Below are 24,672 nucleotides of genomic sequence, written 5' to 3'. Positions count from 1 at the left end.
AGATGTGCGGTATCGCGGGAACCATCGGAAGCAGGGTGCCGTCGCCCGAACGCGCGGCGGCGGCATTGCGTTCCATGGCGCGTCGGGGCCCCGACGCGCAGGGCTCCGTCGACCTGCCCTTGGGAGAGACCCGCGCATCCCTCTTCCACACCCGCCTTTCGATCATCGATCTGGACCCCCGCGCCAACCAGCCGTTCGAACAGGGCGATCTCGTGATTTCCTACAACGGGGAGATCTACAACTACCTGGAGCTGAAATCCGAACTGGAAGCCCTGGGCGAGCGTTTTCTGACCTCCTCCGACACGGAAGTGCTGCTTACCGCCTGGCGGCGGTGGGGCCCCGCCTGCCTGGACAAGCTGGAGGGCATGTGGGCCTTCGCGTTGGTCGACCGCCGGGCCGGCACCCTGACGCTGTGCCGTGACCGATTCGGCGAAAAGCCCCTGTATCTTTGGCCGCAAGACGGGACGTTGTATTTCGCCTCTGAGGTCAAGACCTTGATCGCCCTGGCAGGGCGTCGGCCGCCGGTCAACCAATCCCAGATCCTGCGCTATTTGACCAATGGCTTTCGCACCCTCTACAGCCAAGGCGATACCTTCTTCGACGGCGTGTTCGAATTGCCGCCCTCGACCTACCTGACGCTCGATTCCGCCACCCTGAAAGTGCCTGAGTTTTATTGGCAGTTGCGCCACATCCCCCGCCCCATGTCGGCGGAAGAGGCAGTGGAAGGCGCCCGGGCCCGACTGTTTGATTCCGTCCGCCTGCGCCTCCGCGCCGATGTCCCGCTCGCCTTTTGTCTTTCCGGCGGGGTCGATTCCTCGACCCTAGCCGCCATCGCGACGAAACAGCTGGGCCATGACATCCACTGCTTCTCGATCATCGACCGGGACGAGCGCTATGACGAAAGCCGCAACATCCAGCTGATGGTCGAGGCCTTGGGCTGCCGCCACACAGCCATCCATACTTCGACCGAAGGTTTCTTCGCGCGCATGAACGATCTGGTCGCCTATCACGACGCTCCGATCGCGACAATCAGCTACTACGTCCATTCCTTTCTGTCCGAGGCCATCCACGAGGCCGGGTACAAGGTGTCGATTTCAGGGACGGCGGCCGACGAACTGTACACCGGATACTACGATCACTATTCCATGTGGCTTGCCCAGATGTGGAAACGCGCCCAGATCGATCCGACGGTCGACTTCGACGCCCTGTTGTCGGACTGGAACGGTAGTTTCGGACAATACGTTCAAAATCCCCTTCTCCAGGATCCCATGACCTTCGTGAAGTCTCCGGATTGCCGCGAACACATCCTATTGGACCAGGATGTCTTCGAAAGCCTTCTCGCCGTCGACTTCCACGAGGCTTTTGCCGAGACCGAATTCACCTCCGAACTGCTCCGCAACCGGATGATGAACGAGCTGTTCGCCGAGGTCGTGCCCGTCATCCTTCATGAGGATGACGGCAATTCGATGCAGTACTCCGTGGAGAACAGATCCCCCTACCTGGACCGGCACCTCGCGGAATTCCTTTACAGCGTCCCGTCGGAATATCTCATTGGCGACGGCTTCGCGAAGCTTCTGCTGCGCCGGTCCGGCGAAGGGCTCGTGCCCGATGCCGTACGCTTGGACAAACGGAAACGGGGATTCAACGCCTCCATCAATTCATTGGTCGACCGGCGCGATCCAGCGACGCGGGAACGTCTTCTGGCCGACGGCCCAATCTTCGACCTGGTCGACCGCGACAAGTTCACCCGCTTCCTCGATCAAGACATGACCTCCAACAGCTTCTCCAAGTTCTTGTTCAGCTTCATCTCCGCCCGTATCTTCCTGGATCATCAACATGACGTGGTCTGACATCTCCATTCGGGCCGGAGCGCCGCGAGGAACCGATGACTAAGGCCGTTGGCGTCATTCAGGCGCGTCTTACTTCGATCCGGCTTGCCCGGAAGGCCCTGCTGCCGCTATGTGGCCGGCCGGTCATCCATCATCTTTTCGATCGGGCCCTGCGCATCAAGGGGCTTGACGATTTCGTACTCGCCATCCCCGAGGGCGAGGCCCACGACCCCATCGCCGAGGCGGCGGCGGATTATCCTGAGATCAAGGTTGTCCGTGGGCCGGACGACGATTTGGTATCCAGGTTCCTGATGGCGGCAGACCTGACGGGGGCGGACATTCTGGTGCGGATGTGGGGGGATTGCCCTGTGACCGACCCCGACCTCGCGGCCGGTCTGCTCCAGGCTGCAACCAGCACCGGCGCCGCCTGGGCCTGTTACCCTGGCAATTCAGGCTTTCCGGAAGGCACCGAGACCCACGTCCTGAAGACGGAGGCGCTGCGCGCCTTGGAACGGGAGACCCGGGACATGTACGAACGGGAAACCATGATCCCGTTCTTTGAACGGCTTCCGGAGCGCTTTCCAAAAATCGAAATCCACCGCAAACCGGATCGCAGCCATTTGAAATGCCTTCTCGACACGGTTCACGATTACCATCGGATTTCCAAGATTTTTGACGCCCTCTATCCGCAAAACCCGCTATTCGGCGTGACCGAGATCGAGGCCCTGGCGGAACGGGAGCCGAAGCTGTTCGATCCCACCTACCGGGTGCCACAGAAAACCCAGGGGGATTCATGATCGGCATCATCGATTACGGGCTCGGGAACCTGACCTCCGTCGCCGGGGCCATCGCCAAGGTCGGGTTTACCGGCACGATCACCGCCGCCCCCGATGATCTGGCGAAATGCGAGAAGCTGATCCTGCCGGGCGTCGGCGCCTATCCGGAAGGCATGGCCAACCTGAACGCGCGTGGCCTCGTCGATGTGCTGAACCGCCTGGTGATCGGGGAACGCATCCCGATTTTGGGGATCTGTCTCGGGTTTCAGCTTCTGGGGAGTGAAAGCAGCGAATTCACCCGCACCGAAGGGCTCGGCTGGATCGACGCGCCGGTGACGCGCCTGACCCCCGACGACGATGCTCTGCGGCTTCCGCATGTGGGCTGGAACGATGTCCGGCAGCACGGCGACTGTATTCTATTCGACGGAATTCCTGACGAGGCCTTGTTCTACTTCGTCCATGAATTCAGGCTCGACTCGCCGCCCGCCGATACGGTCGCCGGGACCTGCGACTACGGCGGCAGGTTTGTCGCCGCCATCCAGAGGGGCAACGTGTTCGGAACGCAATTCCATCCGGAAAAGAGCCAACAACACGGCCTGGCCCTACTTCGCAATTTCCTGGAAAAAGCATAAGCCCGTGTTGCGCAACCGCCTCATCACTGTTCTGACCTTCAATGAAGGCACTTTGTTCAGGACCAAGCTGTTCGAACCGGATTATCGGTACACGCACAATTTCGTGGACAGCTGGTCCGTGGACGAGATTGTGATCCTTGACGTGACCCGCGATCCCACCGCCGACAAGTCGGCCTTCTATGAAGTCGTCAGCCAGTTTGCCAAGGAATGTTTTGTGCCGCTCAGCGTCGGCGGCGGCATCCGGACCCTCGACGACGCCCGACAGATGATGGCCGTGGGCGGCGACAAGGTTATCGTCAATACCGGCGCCCTGGTCCGCCCACAGTTAATCACCCAGATCGCCGAGGCCTACGGGTCGCAATGTGTCGTCCTGTCCGTCGACGCGCGCAAGACCGGGGATGGATACGAGGTCTATTCCCATTTCGCGACGACCCCAACCGGCAAATCCCCAGCGGATTGGGCCAGGGAGGGCGAGGACCTGGGCGCGGGCGAAATTCTGGTGACCTCCGTCGAACGCGATGGCTCCCTACAGGGATACGATCTGGATCTTTGCCGACAGGTCTCGGCGGCGGTCACCGTGCCGGTCCTGGGCCTGGCCGGGGCCGGAAACTGGAAACATTTCGTCGAAGGGATCGAACAGGGCGGTCTGTCCGCCGTCTGCACCCAGAACATCTACCATTTTACGGAAATCAGCATCGCCAGCGCCAAAAAATTTATGAAACAGAAAGGTATTCCGGTCAGATTGTAGGCGGGATTCCCTCACAAAAGAGCTTTCGATGGTAAGATACTGCAAGACCTGTCTCATGCCGGATACCCGGCCACGCATCGTTTTCGACGAGGATGGCGTCTGCAACGCGTGCCACACGGCCAAGGCCAAGGAAAGCATCGACTGGACGGCCCGGCGCCGCGAGTTCGAGGAATACGTCGATCGTTACCGCGCCAAGGACGGCGCCTATGACTGCGTCGTGCCCTGGTCAGGCGGCAAGGATTCAAGCGCCATCGCCTGGAAGCTGAAGTTCGAGTTCGGCCTCAATCCGCTGCTCGTCACCTATTCGCCGATGATGCCCAACGATATTGCCGTCCATAACCGGGAAGAAATGATCCGCCTCGGCTACGACCACCTGATGGTGCGTTCAAATCAGAAAGTCTGCCGCCGCCTGGCCCGCCGTTTCTTCATCGAACGGGGCGATCCGAAGATTCATTGGCACGCCGGCATCAACGCCGTCCCCCTACAGGTCGCCGTCAACTACCGCATTCCCCTGGTTTTCTATGCCGAGCACGGTGAAAGCGAATATGGCGGCCGGTTGCTCTCGGAAGAGCATCGGAAGATGCGCGATTTCGCGGAAGTCCTGGAGCACCAGATCGGTGACGATCCCTACAACTGGATGGACGAAGAGATCGAAGAAAAGGACTTGGCACCCTATCTCTACCCGGACCTGGGCGCGGTCGAGGAGATTGGCGTGAAGGCCCTGTATTTCGGGTATTTCTTCCGGTGGTCCATGAAAGAAAATTACGACTTCATCAAGGACAAGGTTGATTTCCAGTTGGCGGACAACGGCCGCACAGACGGCACTTTCACCAACTTCGACAGCCTCGATGACAAGATCGACAACCTCTACTACTACATGCAGTTCGTCAAATTCGGGTTCGGCCGCGCGGTGCGCGACGCCTGCCGGATGATCCAGAATGGCCAGATGTCCCGCGAAGAGGGCCTGGAACTGGCACGCAAATACGATTCCGAATTTCCTGTAACTTATCATGACGAGCATCTTGAGTATCTCGGCATGACGGAGGCCGAATTCACGGAGGCCGTCGACAAGCACCGCGACCCCCAAATTTGGGAACACCGCGGCAATGAATGGCGTCTCCGTCACCCGCTTCCATAAGCCTTACGAAGGCGTATGACAGAGTTGATGACATGACACGAACGGGAGTCGTTATTTTCGCGCGAATGGGATCTTCGCGCCTACCCGGCAAGTCCCTGACGGATTTGTGCGGACGCCCCGTTTTAGGTGAAATGATCGACCGCATGACCCACCTGTCATCCCCGGCCCGGATCATCGTCGCCACATCGGACCTGCCCGGCGACGACGCCATTTCCGAATTTTGCCGCACGGACGCCACCTGCCGCGACCTGGGTGTCGAGGTCTTTCGCGGCCCGCACCTGGACGTTCTGGGCCGGGCTGCGGCCTGCGCGGCGCATTTCGGATTGGACCCCCTGGTCCGCGTCTCCGGCGACAGCCCCTTCATGGACCCAGCGGTTATCGACCGTGTCCTGTCGCGCCACGCAGAGACCTCCCCGGATATCACCACCAACCGGTTTCCCCCGACCTTTCCGCCCGGCATTACGGTCGAGGCGCTGTCCGGGAACTGTCTGGCGCGGCTCGACGAAACGGCGACCGATCCCGAAGACCGGGAACACGTCACGACGTTCATCTACAAGAACCCGGAGGCGTTCTCCATCGTCAACGTTTCCGCATCCCGGCCGGGCCTGCGGACGACGCCCCTGACCCTCGACACGCCCGAAGACCTCGCGCTTGCCCGTGCGCTGAAGGTCCGGCTTGTGGAGCGTGGCAATCCACTCGACCACCTGTCCACCGTCGACTTGCGCAATGAACTAACAGCATCGACGGCGGAATGAAGGAATATAGGCGACGATAATGAGCCAGCTTGCACTCCTCGGCGGAACGCCCGTAATCGCCAATGAACCCCCCTCCTATTCTTCCATGGGAGAAGCGGAAAAAACCGCCGTCGGCAAGGTCATCGATTCAGGATGCCTGTCCGGCTTCTTCGGCTCGCCGGGGCCGGAATTCCTGGGCGGACCCAGGGTCCGCGAATTCGAGGCCGCCTGGGCCGCGCGCTTCGGCGTGAAACATGCCGTCAGCGTCAATTCCAATACGTCCGGCCTGATCGCCGCCATGGGCGCCATCGGCCTGAGCCCCGGCGACGAGGTCATCGTGCCGCCTTGGACCATGTCGGCGACGGCGGTGTCGCCCTTGATTTACGGCGGCATTCCCGTGTTCGCCGATATCGAGGACGAAACCTTCTGCATCGATCCGGAAAAGGTCGCGGCGCAGATCACGCCGAAGACCCGCGCCATCGTGGCCGTCAATTTGTTCGGCCATCCGGCGCGGCTCCGCCAACTGCGCGACCTCGCCGACCGGCACGGCATCTATCTGATCGAGGACAACGCCCAGGCACCCCTGGGTTCCGAAGAGGGCGTGGCGACCGGAAAGATCGGCCATATCGGCATCGCCAGCCTGAACTATCACAAACACATCCATACAGGAGAAGGCGGGGTCTGCGTCACCGACGATGACGATCTCGCCAGCCGCATCCAGCTAATCCGCAACCACGGCGAAAACCTGGTTGGACATGACGGCGTCTCTGACGCAGTCAACATGGTCGGTTTCAATTTCCGCATGACCGAACTGTCCGCCGCCGTCGGTCTGGTGCAGTTGGCGGATGTCGAACGCCATGTCTCGGTCCGCGAACGTCTGGCCGAAACCCTGTCCAACGGCACCCGCGACCTGGAAGGCTGGACGGTGCCCGTGGTCCGCGCGGGCTGCCGCCACAACTATTACATCTGGCTCGTCAAATTCGACGCAAAGGCCATCGGCGTCAGCCGCGAGTTGTTCTCGAAGGCCTTGGCGGCAGAGGGTTTCCCCCATTACCTCGCCTACGTGCCACCGCTTTATCGCCTGCCGTTGTTCCAACGGCGCGTGGCGATCGGTCGCGAAGGCTGGCCGTTCACCCTGACGGATCGGCGTTATGACGATGGTCTCTGCCCTGTCACCGAAAGACTGCATGAGAATGAAGCGATCTGCTTCGAACCGTGCGCCTATGACGTCGATGATGCTATGGCCGAAAAAATGGTCGACGCGATCCGCAAGGTACACGCCCATCGCCGCGACCTGAACGCCCTTGCCGAAACCGGCTGACCTGACATGCAAACCGCGCCCCGTATCGTCGCCAGCATCGAGGCCCGCATGTCGGCATCACGTCTACCCGGCAAGGTCTTAATGGACGTGGCCGGGGAGCCGGCGTTGGAACGCCTGGTTCGGCGGCTTGAACAGGCCCGGACCTTGGATGCGATCGTCCTCGCGACGACCGTCAATCCGGCCGACGATCCCATTGCCGCCTGGGCCGCGGAACGCCGCCTGCCCTGTTATCGCGGCAGCGAGGAAGACGTACTTGACCGCGTCGTCAACGCCCACCGCATGATGGCCGGCGACATCGTCGTCGAAATCTGCGGTGACGCCCCCCTGCTGGATCCTCGCGTCATCGACCTGGCGGTGACCAAATTCAACGAAGGGGAATTTGATGTCGTCAGCACCACCCAACGCCTGACTTGGCCCCAGGGTATCGATGCCCAGGTGTTTCGGCTCGACGATCTGGCGTTTGTCGCCGAAACCCAGAACGATCCGGCAATTCGTGAGCATGTCTCCCTGTATTTCTACGAAAACCCAGAGACCTACCGTATCCATCATCTGACCGCTCCGGCGTCGGAAACCTCCCCGGAGCTACGCTTGCAGATGGACTACCCGGAAGACCTCGCCTTGATCCGGGAAATTTATGGACGCCTTGTCCCGCAATACGGCGACGCCTTCGGTGTCCCTGAAATCCTGGGCCTTTTCGCCGCAGAACCGGCGCTTCGCGAGATCAATCGCCATTGCGAGGAGAAACCCGTTCGATGACGGCGTACCGGACCTTAATGGTTGGCTTCGGGGACATAGCGTCCGGCCTGGGTCAGGATCTGAAAATGGCCCGCTATTTCGAATACGCGAGCCATGCCTCCGTTCTGTCGGCGCACCCCGCGTTCGATTGGTTAGGCACGGTCGATCTGCGTGAAGCCGCCCTTATCGGTGCCCGCGACAAATGGCAAATTCCGGTCGTCGAAACGGACCTTGCAGCCGCCATTGAAAAAGTACGGCCCGAGATCGCCGTCCTGGCGACACCGCCCGGACAGCGGGCAGAGGCTGTCGCCGCGATGCCGGACCTGAAGGCCGTGCTTGTGGAAAAACCGTTGAGCGGCCCCAACGACAATGACGGGAAAGCCCTCGCCACGATCTGCGCCGAACGCGGCATTCCGGTTTTGGTCAACTATTGGCGGCGGGCTGACCGAAACTTCCGCGACCTCGCGGCCGGCGGCCTGAAGGCGCGGATCGGCGCACCACAGGCGGTATTTGGCATCTACGGCAAGGGTCTCGCCAACAATTGCAGCCATATGATCGACTTTCTCCGAATGCTGCTGGGCGATGTAACGACGGTGCAGGCTCTCGGCCCCGCCGTGCCGAGCCCCGACTCCACGGTCCCGGGCGACCTTCAACTGCCCTTTGCCTTGACCTTGGAAGACAGCACGGTCGCTTCCTTCGGCACGGTCGATTTCCATCATTACCGCGAAGTGGGTCTCGACATCTGGGGGGAACGTGGGCGGCTATCGGTGCTGCTCGAAGGATTAAGCGCGACATTTTTCCCCGTGGCCGACAACAGGGGCCTGGAAAACGCCCACGAAGTTTCACCGGATGCCGGCGAGATTTTGAAATCAACCGTCAGCGACAGCCTCTATCGGATGTACGACAACCTGGCCGCCATCGCCGCCGGGACGGCAGCGCCATGGTCGTCCCTGGCCTCCGCCTTGATCAACGAAAAGATCAAGGAACGGATTTTAAGCTCGGCCGCCGAGGGCGGTGCGCGTCTGCCAGTGGATTGACATCATGTCCGATGCGACACAATCATCCACCCTGGTGGAGATTCTGGTTTACGTGGAAGACCCAGGCGCGGCCAACATGGTCCTGGGACTGAACGCCGCCCTGCGGGGCGAAGGTGCAAAATTGTCCCTCTACGCCACAGGCACGGCTCTGGGTTATCTCCAGGACCGCGGAGAGGCCGTGCATGACGTCGGTGAAAATCCCGCTATCCCCCAGCTCTTGAGCAGAGGGAAACCGGCCTTGGTCGTCATCGGCACTTCGGAAAATCCGGAGACACCCGCCTTCGCCTTGGCTGACGCGGCACGCCGCCGCGGCATCCCGACCGTTTGTCTGATCGATGGGCCGACCAGCGCCGACCAGCGCCTTCGCGGCCGGGGAGACGGGCCCTTGACCCATCTGACGGACTGGCTGCTGGTCACCGACGAGACCGTGCGCGCCGCCTACATGGCGCTTGGCGTGGATCCGGCGCGCATCCGCGTGACCGGCAATCCGGTGTTCGACCGCGTGCGCGACGCGGGCGACGCCTTGGCCGCAAAGGGCCGCGCCGCCGTGCGCCGGGAGGTCTTTCCCGATCTGCCCAAGGACGGCCCCCTGATCCTGTTCCTCGCCGAACTGTCCGACGGGCTCGACCCCGCGGAATTCCGGCGCGGACCGGACTATTCCCTGCACGGCCGGGGGGACACCGACGGACGCACCGAGATCGTTTTGGAAGAGTTACTCGACGCCGCCGCCCGCGTCGCGCCGGAGGCACATGTGGCGCTCCGCCTGCATCCCAAGACACCGGCGGGCCTGTACGCCGCCTATGATGCCGAAATCGCGGCGATCAGCGCGGGCGGCAGCGCCCATGCGGCGGTGTTCGCCGCCGACCTTGTGGTCGGCCTGTCGACGTCGCTGTTGGCCGAGGCCGCCGTTATGGGCAGCGCCGTGTTGTCCGTCCTGCCCAGGAACAGTGAAATCCAGTGGCTGACCGGCGGCGAAAACGGCCCGGTTCCCCATGTCACCACGCGCGACGCCTTGTGCGGCGCCTTGGCCCATGCCCTGACCGATCCGGCAGGGTTCATGGCCGCGCGTGCCGCCGCCGCCCCGCGCTTCGCCGCCGCCGGACGCATCGCCCGCGCCCTGGCCGCCGTGGCACGGGACGAGCCCCCGGCCCCGGACGGAACGCTGCCTTATTTGCCGCCGGTTCTGGAAACCCCGCGGCTGGTGCTGCAACCGTTCCCGGACGACCTGCTGACCGACACCTACGTGGGCTGGCTGAACGACCCCGAGGTCGTGCGGTTTTCCGAACAACGCCACAGGACCCATACCCGGGAGAGCTGCCGCGACTTCATCGCAAGCTTCGCCGGCACGCCCCATGGCCTGTGGGCGATCCGCGACAAGACGCGCGGGCGCTGCCACATCGGCAACATCTCGACGGATGTCGATCCCCGCACGCGAACCGGCGACATCCGCATCCTGATCGGCGACCGCGCGGCCTGGGGCACCGGCCTGGGGGCCGAGGCCTGGATCGCCGTGATGACCCATCTGTTCAACGACCTCGGCCTCGCCCGAGTCACGGCGGGCACCCTGGCCGGCAACACCGGCATGTTGAGGGTCATGGAAAAAAGCGGCATGCGGGAGACCCATCGCCGACCGGGACCGACCCCGATCGATGGCCGCGCCATGGACATCATTTATGCCTGCCGCCGAGCCCGTGATTGGCCGCCCGCGCGGTAACTTCTTTCCCCCTGCCGGTCAAAAATTGCCGAGTTGGCCCCGTATTGCCCAGTCCACCCGGCATCACCTCAGAAATTTATTCTTATTTTTCAATATGTTGATGATTTCTCGTCAACTGGCCCGATGCTTGCTCATGACTTTCGCGGAGCAGAACGCCCGATTTTTGGATCGATAGCCAACGAAGCGTAAGGAATGAGCACGATGGATCACGTTACGGCCACAAGTTCGGGTATTGCTGGAGTAGGCGCGGCACGCCAAGCAGGGCGGTTCGCCACCCACTCGCAATTGTTCGACACGTTCCAGGCCCTGGTCATGGACATGCAGGGCAAGATCATGGACGCGTCCAAGACCCAGCAGGTCGCGGCGCGCGATGTCGCCCGCATGGACCGACCGTCCGACAACCGTCAGGAAACTTATCGTGACCGTTCCGCTTCACGCGGCGTCGAACGCACGGAAGTGGAACAGACTTCACGTTATCAGGAACGCAAGCGCCAGTTCGGCAACGACCACGAGGTCAGCCAGAGCGACGATGCCGGACGCGGCTATAGCGACGACCGTCGCGCCGACCAGTCCGACGTTGCCGCCACCGACCGCAACACCCAGGCAGACAACGACCGCGGCAACTCCGACGGCCGCCGCCAGGATGCGGTCAACCGTGACGGCAATGCCGAACGTGGCGACAATGTCCAGGCTTCGGACGGCCAGTCGGGCACGCAGAACGCCAATGCGGGGACTGATTCGGGCAACGGCAATCAGGCCGGCACCCAGCCGCAGGCCCAGAACCAGGGCGAGAACGCAACCCTGGTCCAGGCTTCCCTTGCCGGCAGCCAGGCCGATGCCGTGCTGGCCACCCTCGCCACTCAGGCTCAGGGCCAGGATGCAACCAAACAGGTGACGCAGACCACCCAGGTAGTCGGTGACGAGGTCGTGGAAACGGCCAAGGCCGACCCGCAGGCCGGTCAGAATCAGCGCGCCCTGAACCACGAATTGATCCGCGCCAACCAGCAGGCGCAGCACATCCGCAACATCGCGAACCTTCAGACCAACGGACAAGCCAACGGGGACGGCGCCAAGCAGGCCGAGTCGCTTCTGCAAGCCCAGGCCGGCAAGATTGCCGAGGCCGTGGGCGGCGATACCAAGCTGGCGGTGAACGTCAACGTTCAGGATGACGCGGCCATGGCCAATGGCCGGCCGTTGTCGGCCCTGAGCGCGGCGTCCGCCCTGGCGAACAGCCAGCAGCAGTCGGCGCAGTCGGGTCAGCAGGCGCAGAACGCGCAGCAGACCCAGGCCCAGAATCCGGTTACCCAGGCCGCCCTGGTCCAGAGCCATCAGAACCCGATGCAGGGCCAGGCCGTTCAGGCCCAGGCACAGACCGGCCAGGCGACCCAGGCCCAGACCGCGGCGCAGATCACCGCCGACGCCAAGGGCCCGGTGCAGGCTTCGTCCGGTGCCTCGAACGCCGGCACGCACGGCGCCAACACCTCGGGCGACGGCAACGCCACCCAGGCCAACGCCAACGCCGGCCAGACCCAATCCTCGCATCAGGCGCAGCAGGCCCAGAAAACGGCCCATCAGCAGCAGCCTCAGCACGCCGCCAAGAACAAGGTGGTGGATCAGGTCACCGTGCAGATCAACAAGGCGATCAAGGCCGGTGCCGACAAGATCAACATCCGGCTGTATCCGCAGCATCTCGGCCGCGTCGAGGTCCGCCTCGAAGTTGCCCACGACGGCCGCACGGTCGCCATGGTGACCGCCGACAAACCGGAAACGCTGGAAATGCTGCGCCGCGATTCCGACCAGCTTTCGAAGGCCCTGCAGGATGCGGGCCTGGACATGCAGTCCGGCGACCTGAACTACAACCTCAAGGGTCAGGACGACGGCAACAAGCAGCAGCAACTCGCCTCCGGCAAGACAGGCGGCGAAGAAGTCGAGGACGACACTCTTGCGTCCGACGTCATGGAAACGGCCGTGGCCGCCCACGAAATGGGCATCCTCCACAACGGCCGGATCGACGTCAGGGCGTAGAGGGTACGCCCCGGCTGAACAGGTCATGGAATAGGAAACGGATCGATGTCCATCATCAACGGAATTTCAGGCTCGGTTAACACCGATACCCAAGCGGGGCAAAGCGCCCAGGGCCTGGAAGAGGACCTGAACCGTTTCCTGACCCTGCTGACAACCCAGTTGCAGCACCAGGATCCGCTCGATCCCATGGACGCGACACAGTTCACCTCGCAGCTTGTGCAGTTCGCCAGCGTGGAACAGCAGATTTACCAGAACTCCAACCTGGAAAAACTGCTTGCCGTGCAGGAAACCAACAAGCTCGCAAGCTTGGTCGGCTTCATCGACAACATCGTCGAAGTCGAAGGCCAGGACATTGTTCTCGACGAGGGTTACGGACGCTTCACCTACGCCATGCCGTTGGGTTCGGTCGAAACCCAGATCACCATCTCGAACATGGACGGCAAGCAGGTATTCACCGCTCAGGGGTCGACGGATCCGGGCATTCACGCCGTGGAATGGGACGGCACGTCCAACGAAGGCAAGCTGCAACCGGACGGTCTTTACCGGGTGCAGGTCACGGCCTTCGACCGTCAGGGCAATCTGCTCGACGTGTTCCACACCACCTTCGGCCGTGTCACGGGCGGCGGCGTGGTGGACGGCAAAACCACCCTGTTCATCGGCCCGCTGCGCGTCGATCAGGACAACGTCCTGTCCGTGCAGAAGCCGGAGCAGGCGGCGGCGCCGGATCCTGAGCCGGAGCCGGAACCTGATCCGGAACCGGACCCCCAAGCCGCGACCTGAGGACGTGAACTGACGGTCCCGACACCGGGGCATGAGACGAATTTCGAGGACTGACGACAGCCGGATTTGGAACCCTTCCACCGGCATTGTAAGGAGGAAGTAACATGGGTCTTTTTGGTGCACTTAGTTCGGGCGTGTCGGGTCTTACCGCGCAGTCCAGCGCCATGGGCGCCATCGCCGACAACATCACGAACGTGAACACGATCGGTTACAAGGGCACGCAGGTCAACTTCCAGACCCTGGTCACCCGGCAGACCTCGTCGACGTTCTTTTCGGCCGGTGGCGTGCAATCCAAGCCCCGAACCGACGCCGGCATCCAGGGCCTGCTGCAATCCTCCACGTCGCAGACCGACCTGGGCATCTCGGGCCAGGGCTTCTTCGTGGTCAACGAAGCCGCCACGCCGTCGCTGTCCAACGAATACCTGTTCACCCGGGCGGGCCAGTTCTTCCAGGATAACAACGGCTTCCTGCGCAACACGGCGGGCTTCTACCTGCAAGCCTTCCCCGTGGATGCGGACGGCAACATCACGCCCAACAACCCGGACATCCTGATCGCCAACACCAACGTCATCTCGACGGACTTCCTGACCACGGTGAACCTGAACCGGGTCGGCGGCACGGCGACGGCGACCACGGGCATCGCGGTCGGCGCCAACCTGCCGGCAAGCGCGACCGCCGGCCAGACCCACCGCTCGGACGTGCAGTTCTTCGACAGCCTGGGCAGCGCGCGGACGATTTCGTTCCAGTACACCCGCGGCGGCCGCGACAACCAGTGGGATCTGGCTGTCGATCCGCCTTCGGGCACGGACGTCCTGACCCTGGAAGACGCCAACGGCAACACCTTCGACAGCCGCGGCCAGGTCGAATTCCAATCCATTCCTGCCAACCGGTCGTCGATTTCCATCGACGGCATCGAATATCGGTTCCAGAATTTCGGCACCTTCACGCCGAACACGACCAACACCCTCACCTTCGCCACGCCTGCGGAAACAATTACGGCCGTCACGGCGGGCACCTTCTCCGCCCTTGCGCCGGGCGATGAAATCACGGTCGCCGGCACCGCCGGTAACAACGGCACGTTTATCATTCAATCGGTCAGCGCCAACGGCCTTACCGTTACCGTCGACGGCCCGCTGGCCAACGAAGGCCCCGTGAACACCGGCGCCAGCATCACCCCGGACGACACCGACACCCTGAAGATCGTCGATACCAGTTCGGCCTCGACGACCGCGAACTTCGTCACCGCGCTTGTCAACAAGGTGAAAAGCTCGGACTCGGATTTCGCCAACCACGGCGGGTTCACGAACAACCGGATTTCGGTCTCGCCGTTCAACGCGTCGACCGTGCGGTTCGCCGAGGACGGGACCGGATCCATCGTGGTCGATCCGTCGGGTCTGCTGACGTCGGGCGGCGCCGCGGCGACCAAACAGACCGAGTCCTACACGGTCAAGCAGATCGACAATCTGTATCAGGACCAGTTCCAATTCAAATTCACGCGCACACCTGACGACGGCGATGCCATCACCATCAACGGCATCGTCTACGAATTCGATACCGATGCGGTCCAGTCCATCGTCGGCTCCAACCTGGTCGATATCACGGGCCTCGCCGGCTCGACGACCGCGGCGAATATCCGGGATGTCCTGATCGCCCTGGAAACGTCGATTGAATCCAACGATCCGGAGTTCGCCTCCGGCGCCTCCACCGTCCGCCGCCGCTTGGCGAGCAACGCCACGGAAGCCGCCGACTTCACGATCACGGACACGCTCGTCCTGAACACCCTGACGTCGGGAACCTATGACGTTACCTTCTCGAGCGGTTTCGCCAACTCCGGCGGCACGACGACCCTGCCGACCGGGCCGGACGGCAATACCGCCATCGACTTCACGGGCGCGGACCTGACGGACGGCAGTGCCTTCACCATCAACAAGACCGCCGCCATCACCTTCGATTCCTCCGGTCTTCCGTCGAATATCGCGGTGTCGGAAATCGAGATGTTGGGCTTCTCCAACGGCGCCGCCAACTTTGACGATGACCCGGCGAACACGGATCAGGTGTCCCTGGATTTCGGGACCATCGGCATCGCCGACGGCCTGACCCAGTTCGGCGATGAATTCACCCCGGGCTTCATCGAACAGGACGGCTCGCAATTCGGGACCTTCGCCGGGATCACGGTGCGGGAAGACGGCCTGATCACCGCCCTGTTCGACAACGGCGAAACCCGCCCTGTGTTCAAGATCCCGATCGCCACCTTCGTCAACGTCAACGAACTGGGCTCGCGCACGGGGAACGTGTTCAACTCGACCCAGGCCTCGGGCGATCCGACCCTGCGGTCCGCCAACTCCGGCCCCGCCGGCGCCATCACCCAGTCGGCGCTTGAAGCCTCGACCGTCGACATCGGGGAAGAATTCACCAAGATGATCGTCGTGCAGCGCGCCTTCTCCGCCGCCACCAAGATCATCACCACGGCGGACGAAATGCTCGACGAACTGGTCCGGCTCCGTTAACCCGTAACGGTTGGCTAGGCGCCGGCAACGAATAAAGGCCCTGGAACCCAAGAAACAGCGGGTTCCAGGGCCTTTTTCTTGACCGTTTCCATATTGGAAACGAACTCAAAATCCGGGCAAGTTAAGGCGGGTCTTTAGCCTTTCTTTAACAATAAATCGCAACATATACGCGGCGTGGAATCTTTCCACCGATGCTGTTCGTAGTGGAAGCGATTTGCAAATGTATCGAAACCAAGGCAAAAATGCTGCCCCCCCTTGGGCAATCGACAAGACGGAGACGAATCGGATTGATCTTACGCAGGGTATTTCCAGCCCGATGCGCCCATTTCTGCAAACAGTCGAAAGGCCACCTCAAGCAGTGCCCCGATGGGCCCCGGCGCCCTGCTCAACCGGAAGCCAATTCCGCTTTCCAAACCGGATTCAGGCGCCCCTTGATGTTCGGTCGATTGATCTCTGCCCGACCTTTACAAGCCTGCCGTCTGAATGTTCTCCGGCGGCTGCGACGGGACGAAACATGAAAAACGATCATTCGCATTCTGGCGCTGGACTGGGAAAACCCCTCCTGTCGCAAACGCAGGCGTTCCATCGTCCCAAAGTCAGTGTCTACATACCCACGCGCAGCTACGGCCGCTTCATGAGAGAGGCCATCGAAAGCGTTTTCAGCCAAACCATGGATGATTGGGAGATCTTGATCTTCCTCGATTGTCCGACGGACGAAAGCGAAGAGATCGCACGGCATTACGCGCAGATCGCGCCGAACAAGATACGGGTCTTCAAGAACGAAGAGGCACGGGGCCTACAGTATTGCGCCAACCGCGCGATACAGGAGGCAAGGGGCGATTTCATCATGCGCCTTGATGCCGATGACTACCTGGATGAAAACGCCCTGCTGGTGCTGTCGGCCTACCTCATAAAAAATCCTGAAATCGCACTGGTGTATCCCAATTATTTCTATGTCGGCGAAGGCGGGGAACTCATCGATGTCGACATCCGAAAAAAAATCGGGCGCGAGGTCAAGGTCTTAGACCTGCCCGCTCATGGCGCCTGCACGATGATCCGAAAGCGGGTGCTGAAGTCGATCGGCGGTTATGACGAAAGCCTCAAAGCGCAGGACGGATATGACATCTGGCTGAGGATCGTTGGACGCTATCCGGTCGCCAACGTCAGCACGCCTCTGTTCTTTTACCGGCAACACGGGGCCTCGCTCAGCCGCGACACCAACCTGATCTTGTCCGCGCAGTCGGAAATCCGGGCCGCCCACGTCAATCGAAGCAGCCGGCGGCAGAACGGCGTCCAACTCACGACCGTAGGATTGATCGGCGCCAAATACAGCTATCCGGGGCTGCCCGGTCTTGCGCTCCGGGAAATCAAGGGCAAGCCCCTGATCGACTACACTGTGGATGTCGCGCGCAACAGCGAAGTGTTCGACCAGATCGTTGTCACGACGGATGCCCAGGAAGTGTTCGAGTACTGCGAAAAGCGGCATCCCGACGTACTGGTGATCAAGCGCCCGCCGGAACTTTGCGACGATTTCGCCAAAGCCGAGCACGTCATTCACCATGCGTTGGAAGACCTGGAAGCGACCCATGGCAAGAACCCGGACATCGTTGCATTCATCAATTCGAACGCGCCTCTGTTAACCGCCGACCATGTCAAGAACGCGGTCAATACACTCCAGGTCCACAACACCGACAGTGTCGTCAGCGTATACGAGGATTCCGACTTTCATTACATTCACGGTTCGAACGGCCTAACGCCGGTCTCCCGAGATCGGCACATGCAGCTTCGGTTTGAACGTGATGCCCTTTATGCGGACAATCGGGCGATCCGGGTCGCCTGGAGAGAAGCGATCACAAAGGATAGTTTTCGCGGATCCCGCGTCGGCCACTTCCTGATGCCGATGCTCCATAGTTACCGGATCCGCACTCCGGAAGATTTCCAACTGGTTCGCCTGATCATCGAAAACGTTTTGTGACATCAACAAGGTATACTCCATTGACCACTCCACTTTTCGTTGCCGAAATCGGCGTTAATCACGACGGAAACTTCAATCTCGTGTACGAGATGATCCGCCGCGCAAAGGCTGCCGGCGCCGACGTCGCGAAGTTTCAGTTTGGCTGGCGCGACAAACCGGACGAAATCAACTGCATCACCCCGGAACGCGCGATCGAATTGCGCAAATGGTGCGATTTCCATGAAATCGAGTTGTTGGCCTCGATCATCAAGCCGGAAGCCCTGCCGCTTGCGGAAGCAGCGGGCCTTTCCAGATACAAGGTTGCCTCGCGCACCGTCATCGATCATCCGGACCTGGTCCGGCGCTTGATTGATTCCGGAAAAGAGACCTTCGTCTCGCTTGGCATGTGGACCGGCGAAGACTGGCCCTTCGGTGCCCCAGGGGGAAACCTGCGCTACATATTCTGCCGCTCCCACTATCCGAGCTTTCCCGAAGATCTCGTGGGATTCCCCGAGCGGTACGGCGAAGATACGTATTTCGGATACAGCTGCCATTATCAGGGGTCTGCCGCAGCCCTGATGGCGATCGCCCGGGGCGCTCAATTCATCGAGAAGCATTTCACGCTGAACAAGGCATCGCAGGTGGTCAAGGACCATGCGCTGAGCGCCACGCCTGAAGAATTCGCGGAAATGGTCCGACTTGGGCGTGAAATCTCTCGGCTCCACCGCGCCTTGCCCTAGCCATTTTGCCGTCGCGCGGCCGGGTTGTCGTGCACCATTTCCATGCTCATTCCACGATCCACCCGCCAAAGGGGTCGCCTTGTCGTGCCTTCTTAGTGGCCGGCGCATGCGCCCCCCACTCTTGCCCGGAAGTTCGACGGTCTATCCCGAATTCAGGAAAAATTAACGCTGCTCTTTAGCCTTTCTTTAAAGATCCGGCCCCTAAACTGGGCTTCACAACGGACAAGCGGACACACCGCCGCCAGGGAAGACGGAACACGAGTTGCCATCATGACCTTGCTCAAGCGCCACAATCAGGATGCTCGGAACGGACGTTCAGCCGGAGGCGGCAACGTCGAACCGCTGAGCCCGCTGGGACAACCCATGCGGTTGGAGGACCTGCCCCCGCCCGGCACCAAACGATGGGTCGCCCGGCGCAAGGCCGAAGTCGTCTCCGCCGTGCGCGGAGGGCTATTGTCCCTACAGGATGCCTGCCGGCGCTATTCCCTGTCCGAGGACGAATACCGTACCTGGGAACGCCTGATCGACGATCACGGCCTCAAGGGTCTGCACACGACCCGGACTCAGGTGTACCGCAACATCGCGCAGCGCAAGTCGCAGCGCCCGGACCTCGTCGTCCGCAACTGACGGCGCCGGTCCCCAGGTGGGCAAAAATTGCCCACCGTTAACCACTTGTTCACCGCCCCCCCAATAACCTGCAAATAACGGAATTCCTGATCGTTCAGGGCGCTGCATAACGCCCGGAGCCGTTTGGGGAAACCAGCCGGTTTACACTCCTGCAACCACGGGGGACGCAAGTGGAAGCACTTACTCAAGCAATGCGCGGTCTGGGACCGGTTCGCCTCGCCATGATGGGCGGGGTGATGTTCCTGATGCTCGGGTTCTTCATCTTCCTGCTGACCAAGCTGGGCCAACCCAATATGGCGCTTCTGTTCAGTGAACTGAACACCACCGATTCAAATACCATCGCCGCGGAAGTCGGCCGTCTGGGCTTTCCCGCCGAAGTCCGTGACCAGGGCACCTCGGTCTGGGTTCCGGCTGATAAGGCTTTGGAATTACGGTTGAAAATGGCCGACCGCGGCCTGCCCGTGGGCGGCAAGGTCGGGTTCGAGATTTTCGACGAGACCGACACCCTGGGCACCACCGATTTCCTGCAGAACGTCAACCTGCGCCGCGCCCTGGAAGGCGAACTGGGCCGCACCATTCAGTCCATGGACATCGTCCATCGTGCCCGCGTGCATCTTGTCATGCCCCGCCGGCAACTGTTTTCCCGCGAAGAACAGCAACCCAGCGCCTCGGTCGTGCTGGCCATGCGCAGCAACAAGCGCCTGGACCACGAACAGGTCTCCGCCGTGCAGAACCTGGTGGCCTCCGCCGTGCCGGGTCTGAAACCGGGCCGCATCACGATCATCGACGACAAGGGCAAGTTGCTGTCACCCGGGTTCGAAGACGACCAGTCGGTCAACACGATCGCCGCCAAGAATGAGGAACGACGCCGCGGCGTCGAGGCCCGCATGGCGCGCACGATCGAAGAACTCCTTGAAAAGACTGTTGGTTTCGGAAACGTCCGGGCCGAAGTCAATGCCGATATGGATTTCGACCGGGTGTCCACCACCGAAGAAATCTATAACCCGGACGGCCAGGTCGTGCGGTCGACCCAGACCGTGGAACGGGCCGCCCGAAATCAGGAATCGGAAACCGATGCCGTCACCGTGGGCACCAACCTGCCCGACGCCGCCCCCGGCGGCGGCGAAGGTGCCCGCGCCCAATCCGACGAAAGCTCGACCGAGGAAACGGTCAACTTCGAAATCTCGAAGAAGACCGTCAACCACGTGAAAACCGACGGCGCCCTCAAGCGGGTTACCGTCGCGGTCCTGGTCAACGGGATTCAGGGCAAGGACAAGGACGGCAACCCGACCTATACGCCCCGCCCCGCGGAACAAATGGAACTGCTGTCCACCCTTGTGCGCTCGACCATCGGTTTCGACGCCGACCGCGGCGATTCCGTCGAGGTCGTGAACATGGAATTCACCTCGCCGGTCAAATTTGAAGAGCCCCTGGAATTGTTCTTCGGCCTGGGCAAGAACGATCTGCTGCGCTTGGCGGAAATCCTGGTTCTGAGTATCCTGGGTATCCTGGTGATCCTGCTGGTCGTGCGGCCGCTGGTCAGCCGGGCATTCGAATCCATTCCGTCGGCGCAGGAGGCCGCGGGCCGCCTGCTGGCGGATACCAGTTCCCATGCCGCCGGTCTTCTGGGCGGACCGTCGGCGCCCGCCCCGGCCGAAATGGAAGAGGAGCAGTTCGAGGAACTCATCGACATCGACCGCGTCGAGGGCCGGGTCAAGGCGTCCTCGGTCAAGAAGGTCGGCGAGATCGTCGAGAAACACCCGGAAGAGGCCCTTTCCATCATTCGGGCCTGGATGTACCAGGAAGCGTAAGCGAAGGCCCCCGGCCCCTTCCCTGTACAACGCGGAAGAGAGACGAGGGCGAGGAGAAGCAGGTCAATGGCCCGCATCAAGGACGACTACCGAGCCCTATCGGGCACCGAAAAAGCGGCGATCTTCCTGCTGTCCCTGCACCAGGACCAGGCGGCCATGCTGTTCGAGCGCATGGACGACGAGGAAATCCGCGAGTTGTCCGCGTCCATGTCGTCGCTCGGCAACGTCCATTCCTCGGTCATCGAACGCCTGTTCGTCGAATTCGCCGACAAGCTGTCGTCGGCGGGCGGTCTGGTCGGCTCCATCGACGCCGCCGAACGTCTGCTCAACGCGGCCCTGTCGGGCGAACGTGTCGATGCCATCATGGAAGAAATGCGCGGCCCCGCCGGCCGCACCATGTGGGACAAGATGGGCAACGTGAACGAAGCGGTGCTCGCCAACTACCTGAAGAACGAATATCCGCAGACCGTCGCCGTCATCCTGTCGCGTATCCGTACCGACCATGCCGCCCGTGTTCTTGCCCTGTTGCCGGAAAACTTCGCCATGGAAGTGATCATGCGCCTGCTGCGCATGGAGGCCGTGCAGAAGGATGTGATCGACCACGTCGAACGCACCCTGCGCAACGAATTCATGACCAACCTGGCGCGCACGGCGCGGCGCGACAGCCACGAGTTGATGGCCGACATCTTCAACTCCCTCGACCGCAACACGGAAAACCGCTTCATGACGGCGCTCGAGGAACGCAACCGCGAAAGCGCCGAGCGCATCAAGCAGTTGATGTTCACCTTCGACGACCTGATCAAGGTCGATCCGGGCGGCATCCAGACCCTGCTGCGTCAGGTCGAGAAGGAACAGCTGGCGCTGGCCCTCAAGGGCGCGTCGGACGAGGTCAAGGATCTGTTCTTCTCCAACATGTCGGAACGCGCCGGCAAGATGATGAAGGAAGACATGGAGGCCATGGGGGCGGTGCGCCTGAAGGACGTGGACGAGGCCCAGTCGGCCATCGTGCAGGTCGCCAAGAACCTGGCCGACAGCGGTGAAATCGTCATCGCCACCGGCGACGAAGAAGGCGAACTGGTGTTCTAGGGCGCTGAAAAACAATGATAATGAAGGCAGAGATAGTGGGCGAGACCCCTTACAAGAAGTTCATGTTCGATACCGACTTCGACGAATTGGCGGAGCGGCGCGAGAAGGCTCGTGCCAAGGCTGCCGCCGAGGCCGCCATGCGCGAAGCGGGCGAGCCCGAGCCGGAACCCGAGCCTGAACCGGAAGCCCCCACCTTTTCCGAGGACGATTTGGCCCGCGCCCGCGAGGAAGGCCTTGCCGAAGGCAAGCGGTTGGGCACGGAGGAAGCGTCATCGACGGTCGATAAGCAAATCGCCGATACCTTGAATTCGATCATGCAGCAGACGCAATCCCTGTTCGAGACCCAGGCCGAAGCGAACGAAAATCTGACGCATCACGCCATATCCGTCGCGGCGGCGCTGGTCCGCAAGCTGTTCCCCACCTTGAACCAGAAGACCGCCCAGGATCAGGTGCAATCCATGCTCGAGACGGTGCTCGACCAGTTGTCCGGCGAACCGGAAGTCATCGTCCGCGTTCCCGCGGACCTTGCCGAAGCGCTGCATGACCGCATTCAGGCCGTTTCGGAAATGTCCGGGTTCCGCGGCAATATCAAGCTTCTGGGCGATCCGGCCCTGGCCGTCGGCGATTGCCGGCTGGAATGGTCGTCGGGCGGCGTGATGCGCAGCGCCAGCGACCTGGCCCGCGAACTCGACGACATCATCGCCCGCAACCTGAAGAGCCCGGCAATGCCCGAGGCCGATCCCGCGTCGGCGGCGAACGCAGCGGACGCGGCGCAGGCGCCGGCATCTCCCGCCGCCGAGCTTGAAGCCGTCCAACCGGCGGAAACGCCCGCCGACATCACCCCGGAACCTGTCGATGACATCGCCGCCGACACCCGCGCGGACAACGATCAGACCGCCGAACCGGCGATCGAGACCCCGGAGACATTGCCCGAGACCGCGGAAATGACGGCGCCCCCCGGGGCCGAACCCGTGACCGAGCCCGCCCCCTCCCCGTCCGACGCGGCCGCGGACGGCCCCCCGCCGGTGCCGTCGGAGGAAATCATGGCGGAAATCGAGGCCGAGGCACCCGCCGCCCCGGTCAGCGAAGAAGACAGCCACCCCCCCGTGCCGTCGGACGACCTGATCGCCGACGCGGCCCCCGAAGGCATGCAGGACGGCATATCCCCATCAAGCGAAGAAGCGGCGCCCGAACCGAAACGGATCGGCGGCGCGGATCTGGAACTCGAAGACGATCTGAAGGACTAGGAGAGAACCATGGCCGAAGACGATTTTGAACTGGGCGAATTCGTGTCCAACGGCAGTGACGGCGGCGACGGTTCCGCACCGTCGGCAAGCCCCTCGGGCCTGCCGGAAGTCACCGACCTGCCGAAAAGCGCGCGTGATCTGGAAGCGGTCTACGATATCCCGGTGACGGTTTCCGCCGTTCTCGGCAAGGCGACCATGCAGGTCAGCCAGCTTTTGCGCCTTGGCCGGGGCGCCGTCATCGAACTCGACCGAAAGGTCGGTGAGGCCATCGACATCTACGTCAACAACCGGCTGGTCGCGCGCGGCGAAGTGGTGGTCGTCGAAGACCGTCTGGGCGTGACCATGACGGAAATCATCAAGACCGACCGCTAACACGGACCGGCCAGGAGAGACGACCGAAGATGGCGGAAGCAACACCCAACGCCGGCGGCCCGCTGCGCAACAGGACCACCGTGGACATCGCCACGGTGCTCGGCCTTGCCGTGGGTTTCGGGCTGCTTGCCGCGGCGATCGTGCTGGGCGGATCGCCGGGATCCTTCATCAACATTCCGTCGATCCTGATCGTCATCGGCGGCACCTTCGCCATCACCACCGCAAGCTTTTCGCTGAATGAAATGGTCCGCACCGCTCGGGTCGCGCTCAAAATCTTCATCCAGGTCAACCGCAACCCGACGCGCGCCGCGTTCCAGACCCTGCAACTGGCCGAATTGGCGCGCAAGCAGGGTGTCCTGGCGCTGCAGAACGTGATGGGCGCCATTCAGGCGGAACCGGTTCTGCACAAGGGCATCGGCATGGTGGTCGACGGCACCCCCGGCGAAGAGGTCGAGGCCATCCTGCGCCGCGACATGCAGGCCATGTTCCAGCGCCATCAGAAAAGCATCAACGTGCTGCGCCGCATGGCCGAACTGGCGCCGGCCATGGGCCTGATCGGCACCCTGATCGGCCTGGTCCAGATGCTGGGCAACCTATCGGACCCAGGCACCATCGGCCCAAGCATGGCGGTGGCCCTGTTGACGACTTTTTACGGCGCGGTGCTGGCCAACATGGTGTTCACGCCGATGGCCAACAAACTGGAACGGAATTCCGCCGACGAAGCCATGGTGAACCAGGTCTATGTCCTGTCCACCGGTTCAATCGGCCGCCAGGAGAATCCCCGGCGCCTGGAAATGCTGCTGAACAGCATCCTGCCGCCGGAAAAGCGGGTCTCCTATTTCGACTAGGCCAAAGACGG

The 24,672-nt window shown here is 62.1% G+C and carries 21 protein-coding genes; all 21 read left to right on the top strand.

Annotation, left to right across the window (positions count from 1 at the left end; translation table 11 throughout):
- Positions 1-35 precede the first annotated feature (35 nt).
- The 21 genes from asnB to RJ527_12950 all read left to right on the top strand — a co-directional run bounded on the left by asnB (position 36) and on the right by RJ527_12950 (position 24,661).
- Positions 36-1,850 (top strand): asparagine synthase (glutamine-hydrolyzing), encoded by a 1,815-nt coding sequence (gene asnB / locus RJ527_13050; GenBank protein ID WND74966.1) that lies wholly within the window; start codon positions 36-38, stop codon positions 1,848-1,850.
- Positions 1,851-1,885: 35 nt separating this feature from the next.
- Positions 1,886-2,626 carry an NTP transferase domain-containing protein gene (locus RJ527_13045; GenBank protein WND74965.1) on the top strand — a complete coding sequence of 247 codons (741 nt, stop codon included), beginning with the start codon at positions 1,886-1,888 and terminating at the stop codon, positions 2,624-2,626.
- Complete coding sequence (gene hisH, locus RJ527_13040) at positions 2,623-3,237, top strand: imidazole glycerol phosphate synthase subunit HisH (protein ID WND74964.1); 615 nt, start codon at positions 2,623-2,625, stop codon at positions 3,235-3,237. The genes RJ527_13045 and hisH overlap by 4 nt, the downstream gene beginning before the upstream one ends.
- A gap of 4 nt (positions 3,238-3,241) precedes the next feature.
- Positions 3,242-3,985 (top strand): imidazole glycerol phosphate synthase cyclase subunit, encoded by a 744-nt coding sequence (locus RJ527_13035; protein ID WND74963.1) that lies wholly within the window; start codon positions 3,242-3,244, stop codon positions 3,983-3,985.
- A gap of 55 nt (positions 3,986-4,040) precedes the next feature.
- Positions 4,041-5,123, top strand: a complete 1,083-nt coding sequence (locus RJ527_13030) for an N-acetyl sugar amidotransferase (GenBank protein ID WND74962.1) — start codon at positions 4,041-4,043, stop codon at positions 5,121-5,123.
- Positions 5,096-5,878: an NTP transferase domain-containing protein gene (locus RJ527_13025; protein WND74961.1), complete on the top strand. Its 783-nt coding sequence runs from the start codon at positions 5,096-5,098 to the stop codon at positions 5,876-5,878. Before RJ527_13030 ends, RJ527_13025 begins: the two co-directional genes overlap by 28 nt.
- A 19-nt stretch (positions 5,879-5,897) precedes the next feature.
- Complete coding sequence (locus tag RJ527_13020) at positions 5,898-7,178, top strand: DegT/DnrJ/EryC1/StrS family aminotransferase (protein WND74960.1); 1,281 nt, start codon at positions 5,898-5,900, stop codon at positions 7,176-7,178.
- A gap of 6 nt (positions 7,179-7,184) precedes the next feature.
- Positions 7,185-7,934: a glycosyltransferase family protein gene (locus RJ527_13015; protein WND74959.1), complete on the top strand. Its 750-nt coding sequence runs from the start codon at positions 7,185-7,187 to the stop codon at positions 7,932-7,934.
- 65 nt (positions 7,935-7,999) lie between these two features.
- A complete protein-coding gene (locus tag RJ527_13010; GenBank protein WND74958.1) occupies positions 8,000-8,950 on the top strand; it encodes a Gfo/Idh/MocA family oxidoreductase in 951 nt (316 codons plus the stop codon).
- Positions 8,951-8,954: 4 nt separating this feature from the next.
- Entirely contained in the window at positions 8,955-10,664 is a 1,710-nt protein-coding gene (locus RJ527_13005) for a GNAT family N-acetyltransferase (GenBank protein WND74957.1), read from the top strand.
- Positions 10,665-10,865: 201 nt separating this feature from the next.
- On the top strand, positions 10,866-12,689 hold the full coding sequence (locus RJ527_13000) for a flagellar hook-length control protein FliK (GenBank protein WND74956.1): 1,824 nt from the start codon (positions 10,866-10,868) through the stop codon (positions 12,687-12,689).
- A 45-nt stretch (positions 12,690-12,734) separates the two neighbouring features.
- On the top strand, positions 12,735-13,469 hold the full coding sequence (locus RJ527_12995) for a flagellar hook capping FlgD N-terminal domain-containing protein (protein WND74955.1): 735 nt from the start codon (positions 12,735-12,737) through the stop codon (positions 13,467-13,469).
- A gap of 104 nt (positions 13,470-13,573) precedes the next feature.
- The gene (locus tag RJ527_12990; protein WND74954.1) at positions 13,574-15,976 is read left to right on the top strand and encodes a flagellar hook-basal body complex protein; all 2,403 of its coding nucleotides are present in this window, start codon (positions 13,574-13,576) and stop codon (positions 15,974-15,976) included.
- A 514-nt stretch (positions 15,977-16,490) separates the two neighbouring features.
- Positions 16,491-17,951, top strand: a complete 1,461-nt coding sequence (locus RJ527_12985; protein WND74953.1) for a glycosyltransferase — start codon at positions 16,491-16,493, stop codon at positions 17,949-17,951.
- Between the two features lie 20 nt (positions 17,952-17,971).
- The gene (locus tag RJ527_12980) at positions 17,972-18,670 is read left to right on the top strand and encodes an N-acetylneuraminate synthase family protein (protein ID WND74952.1); all 699 of its coding nucleotides are present in this window, start codon (positions 17,972-17,974) and stop codon (positions 18,668-18,670) included.
- Between the two features lie 363 nt (positions 18,671-19,033).
- Positions 19,034-19,297: a DUF1153 domain-containing protein gene (locus RJ527_12975; protein WND78056.1), complete on the top strand. Its 264-nt coding sequence runs from the start codon at positions 19,034-19,036 to the stop codon at positions 19,295-19,297.
- A gap of 191 nt (positions 19,298-19,488) precedes the next feature.
- A complete protein-coding gene (gene fliF / locus RJ527_12970; GenBank protein WND74951.1) occupies positions 19,489-21,108 on the top strand; it encodes a flagellar basal-body MS-ring/collar protein FliF in 1,620 nt (539 codons plus the stop codon).
- A gap of 66 nt (positions 21,109-21,174) precedes the next feature.
- Positions 21,175-22,194: a flagellar motor switch protein FliG gene (fliG, locus tag RJ527_12965; protein ID WND74950.1), complete on the top strand. Its 1,020-nt coding sequence runs from the start codon at positions 21,175-21,177 to the stop codon at positions 22,192-22,194.
- Positions 22,195-22,256: 62 nt separating this feature from the next.
- Positions 22,257-23,441 (top strand): FliH/SctL family protein, encoded by a 1,185-nt coding sequence (locus RJ527_12960; protein WND74949.1) that lies wholly within the window; start codon positions 22,257-22,259, stop codon positions 23,439-23,441.
- 9 nt (positions 23,442-23,450) lie between these two features.
- Positions 23,451-23,813, top strand: coding sequence for a flagellar motor switch protein FliN (fliN, locus tag RJ527_12955; protein ID WND74948.1), 363 nt, complete (start codon positions 23,451-23,453; stop codon positions 23,811-23,813).
- 29 nt (positions 23,814-23,842) lie between these two features.
- Positions 23,843-24,661, top strand: a complete 819-nt coding sequence (locus RJ527_12950; GenBank protein WND74947.1) for a MotA/TolQ/ExbB proton channel family protein — start codon at positions 23,843-23,845, stop codon at positions 24,659-24,661.
- The last annotated feature ends 11 nt before the right edge of the window (positions 24,662-24,672 follow it).

The organism is Thalassospiraceae bacterium LMO-SO8 (assembly GCA_031655335.1).
Classification (GTDB): domain Bacteria; phylum Pseudomonadota; class Alphaproteobacteria; order Rhodospirillales; family Casp-alpha2; genus UBA1479.
The sequence above is the reverse complement of the archived record's forward strand: the minus strand, read 5'-3'. Positions and strand labels throughout refer to the sequence as shown.

Coding starts and splice junctions, on each gene's coding strand:
- RJ527_13020 (WND74960.1), top strand. CDS start 5,898: ATGAGCCAGCTTGCACTCCTCGGCGGAACGCCCGTAATCGCCAATGAA.
- RJ527_12975 (WND78056.1), top strand. CDS start 19,034: ATGCGGTTGGAGGACCTGCCCCCGCCCGGCACCAAACGATGGGTCGCC.
- RJ527_12990 (WND74954.1), top strand. CDS start 13,574: ATGGGTCTTTTTGGTGCACTTAGTTCGGGCGTGTCGGGTCTTACCGCG.
- RJ527_13015 (WND74959.1), top strand. CDS start 7,185: ATGCAAACCGCGCCCCGTATCGTCGCCAGCATCGAGGCCCGCATGTCG.
- RJ527_12960 (WND74949.1), top strand. CDS start 22,257: ATGTTCGATACCGACTTCGACGAATTGGCGGAGCGGCGCGAGAAGGCT.
- hisH (WND74964.1), top strand. CDS start 2,623: ATGATCGGCATCATCGATTACGGGCTCGGGAACCTGACCTCCGTCGCC.
- RJ527_12950 (WND74947.1), top strand. CDS start 23,843: ATGGCGGAAGCAACACCCAACGCCGGCGGCCCGCTGCGCAACAGGACC.
- RJ527_13045 (WND74965.1), top strand. CDS start 1,886: ATGACTAAGGCCGTTGGCGTCATTCAGGCGCGTCTTACTTCGATCCGG.
- RJ527_13030 (WND74962.1), top strand. CDS start 4,041: ATGCCGGATACCCGGCCACGCATCGTTTTCGACGAGGATGGCGTCTGC.
- RJ527_13005 (WND74957.1), top strand. CDS start 8,955: ATGTCCGATGCGACACAATCATCCACCCTGGTGGAGATTCTGGTTTAC.
- RJ527_12995 (WND74955.1), top strand. CDS start 12,735: ATGTCCATCATCAACGGAATTTCAGGCTCGGTTAACACCGATACCCAA.
- fliF (WND74951.1), top strand. CDS start 19,489: ATGCGCGGTCTGGGACCGGTTCGCCTCGCCATGATGGGCGGGGTGATG.
- fliG (WND74950.1), top strand. CDS start 21,175: ATGGCCCGCATCAAGGACGACTACCGAGCCCTATCGGGCACCGAAAAA.
- RJ527_13025 (WND74961.1), top strand. CDS start 5,096: ATGGCGTCTCCGTCACCCGCTTCCATAAGCCTTACGAAGGCGTATGAC.
- RJ527_13010 (WND74958.1), top strand. CDS start 8,000: ATGGCCCGCTATTTCGAATACGCGAGCCATGCCTCCGTTCTGTCGGCG.
- RJ527_12985 (WND74953.1), top strand. CDS start 16,491: ATGAAAAACGATCATTCGCATTCTGGCGCTGGACTGGGAAAACCCCTC.
- fliN (WND74948.1), top strand. CDS start 23,451: ATGGCCGAAGACGATTTTGAACTGGGCGAATTCGTGTCCAACGGCAGT.
- RJ527_13000 (WND74956.1), top strand. CDS start 10,866: ATGGATCACGTTACGGCCACAAGTTCGGGTATTGCTGGAGTAGGCGCG.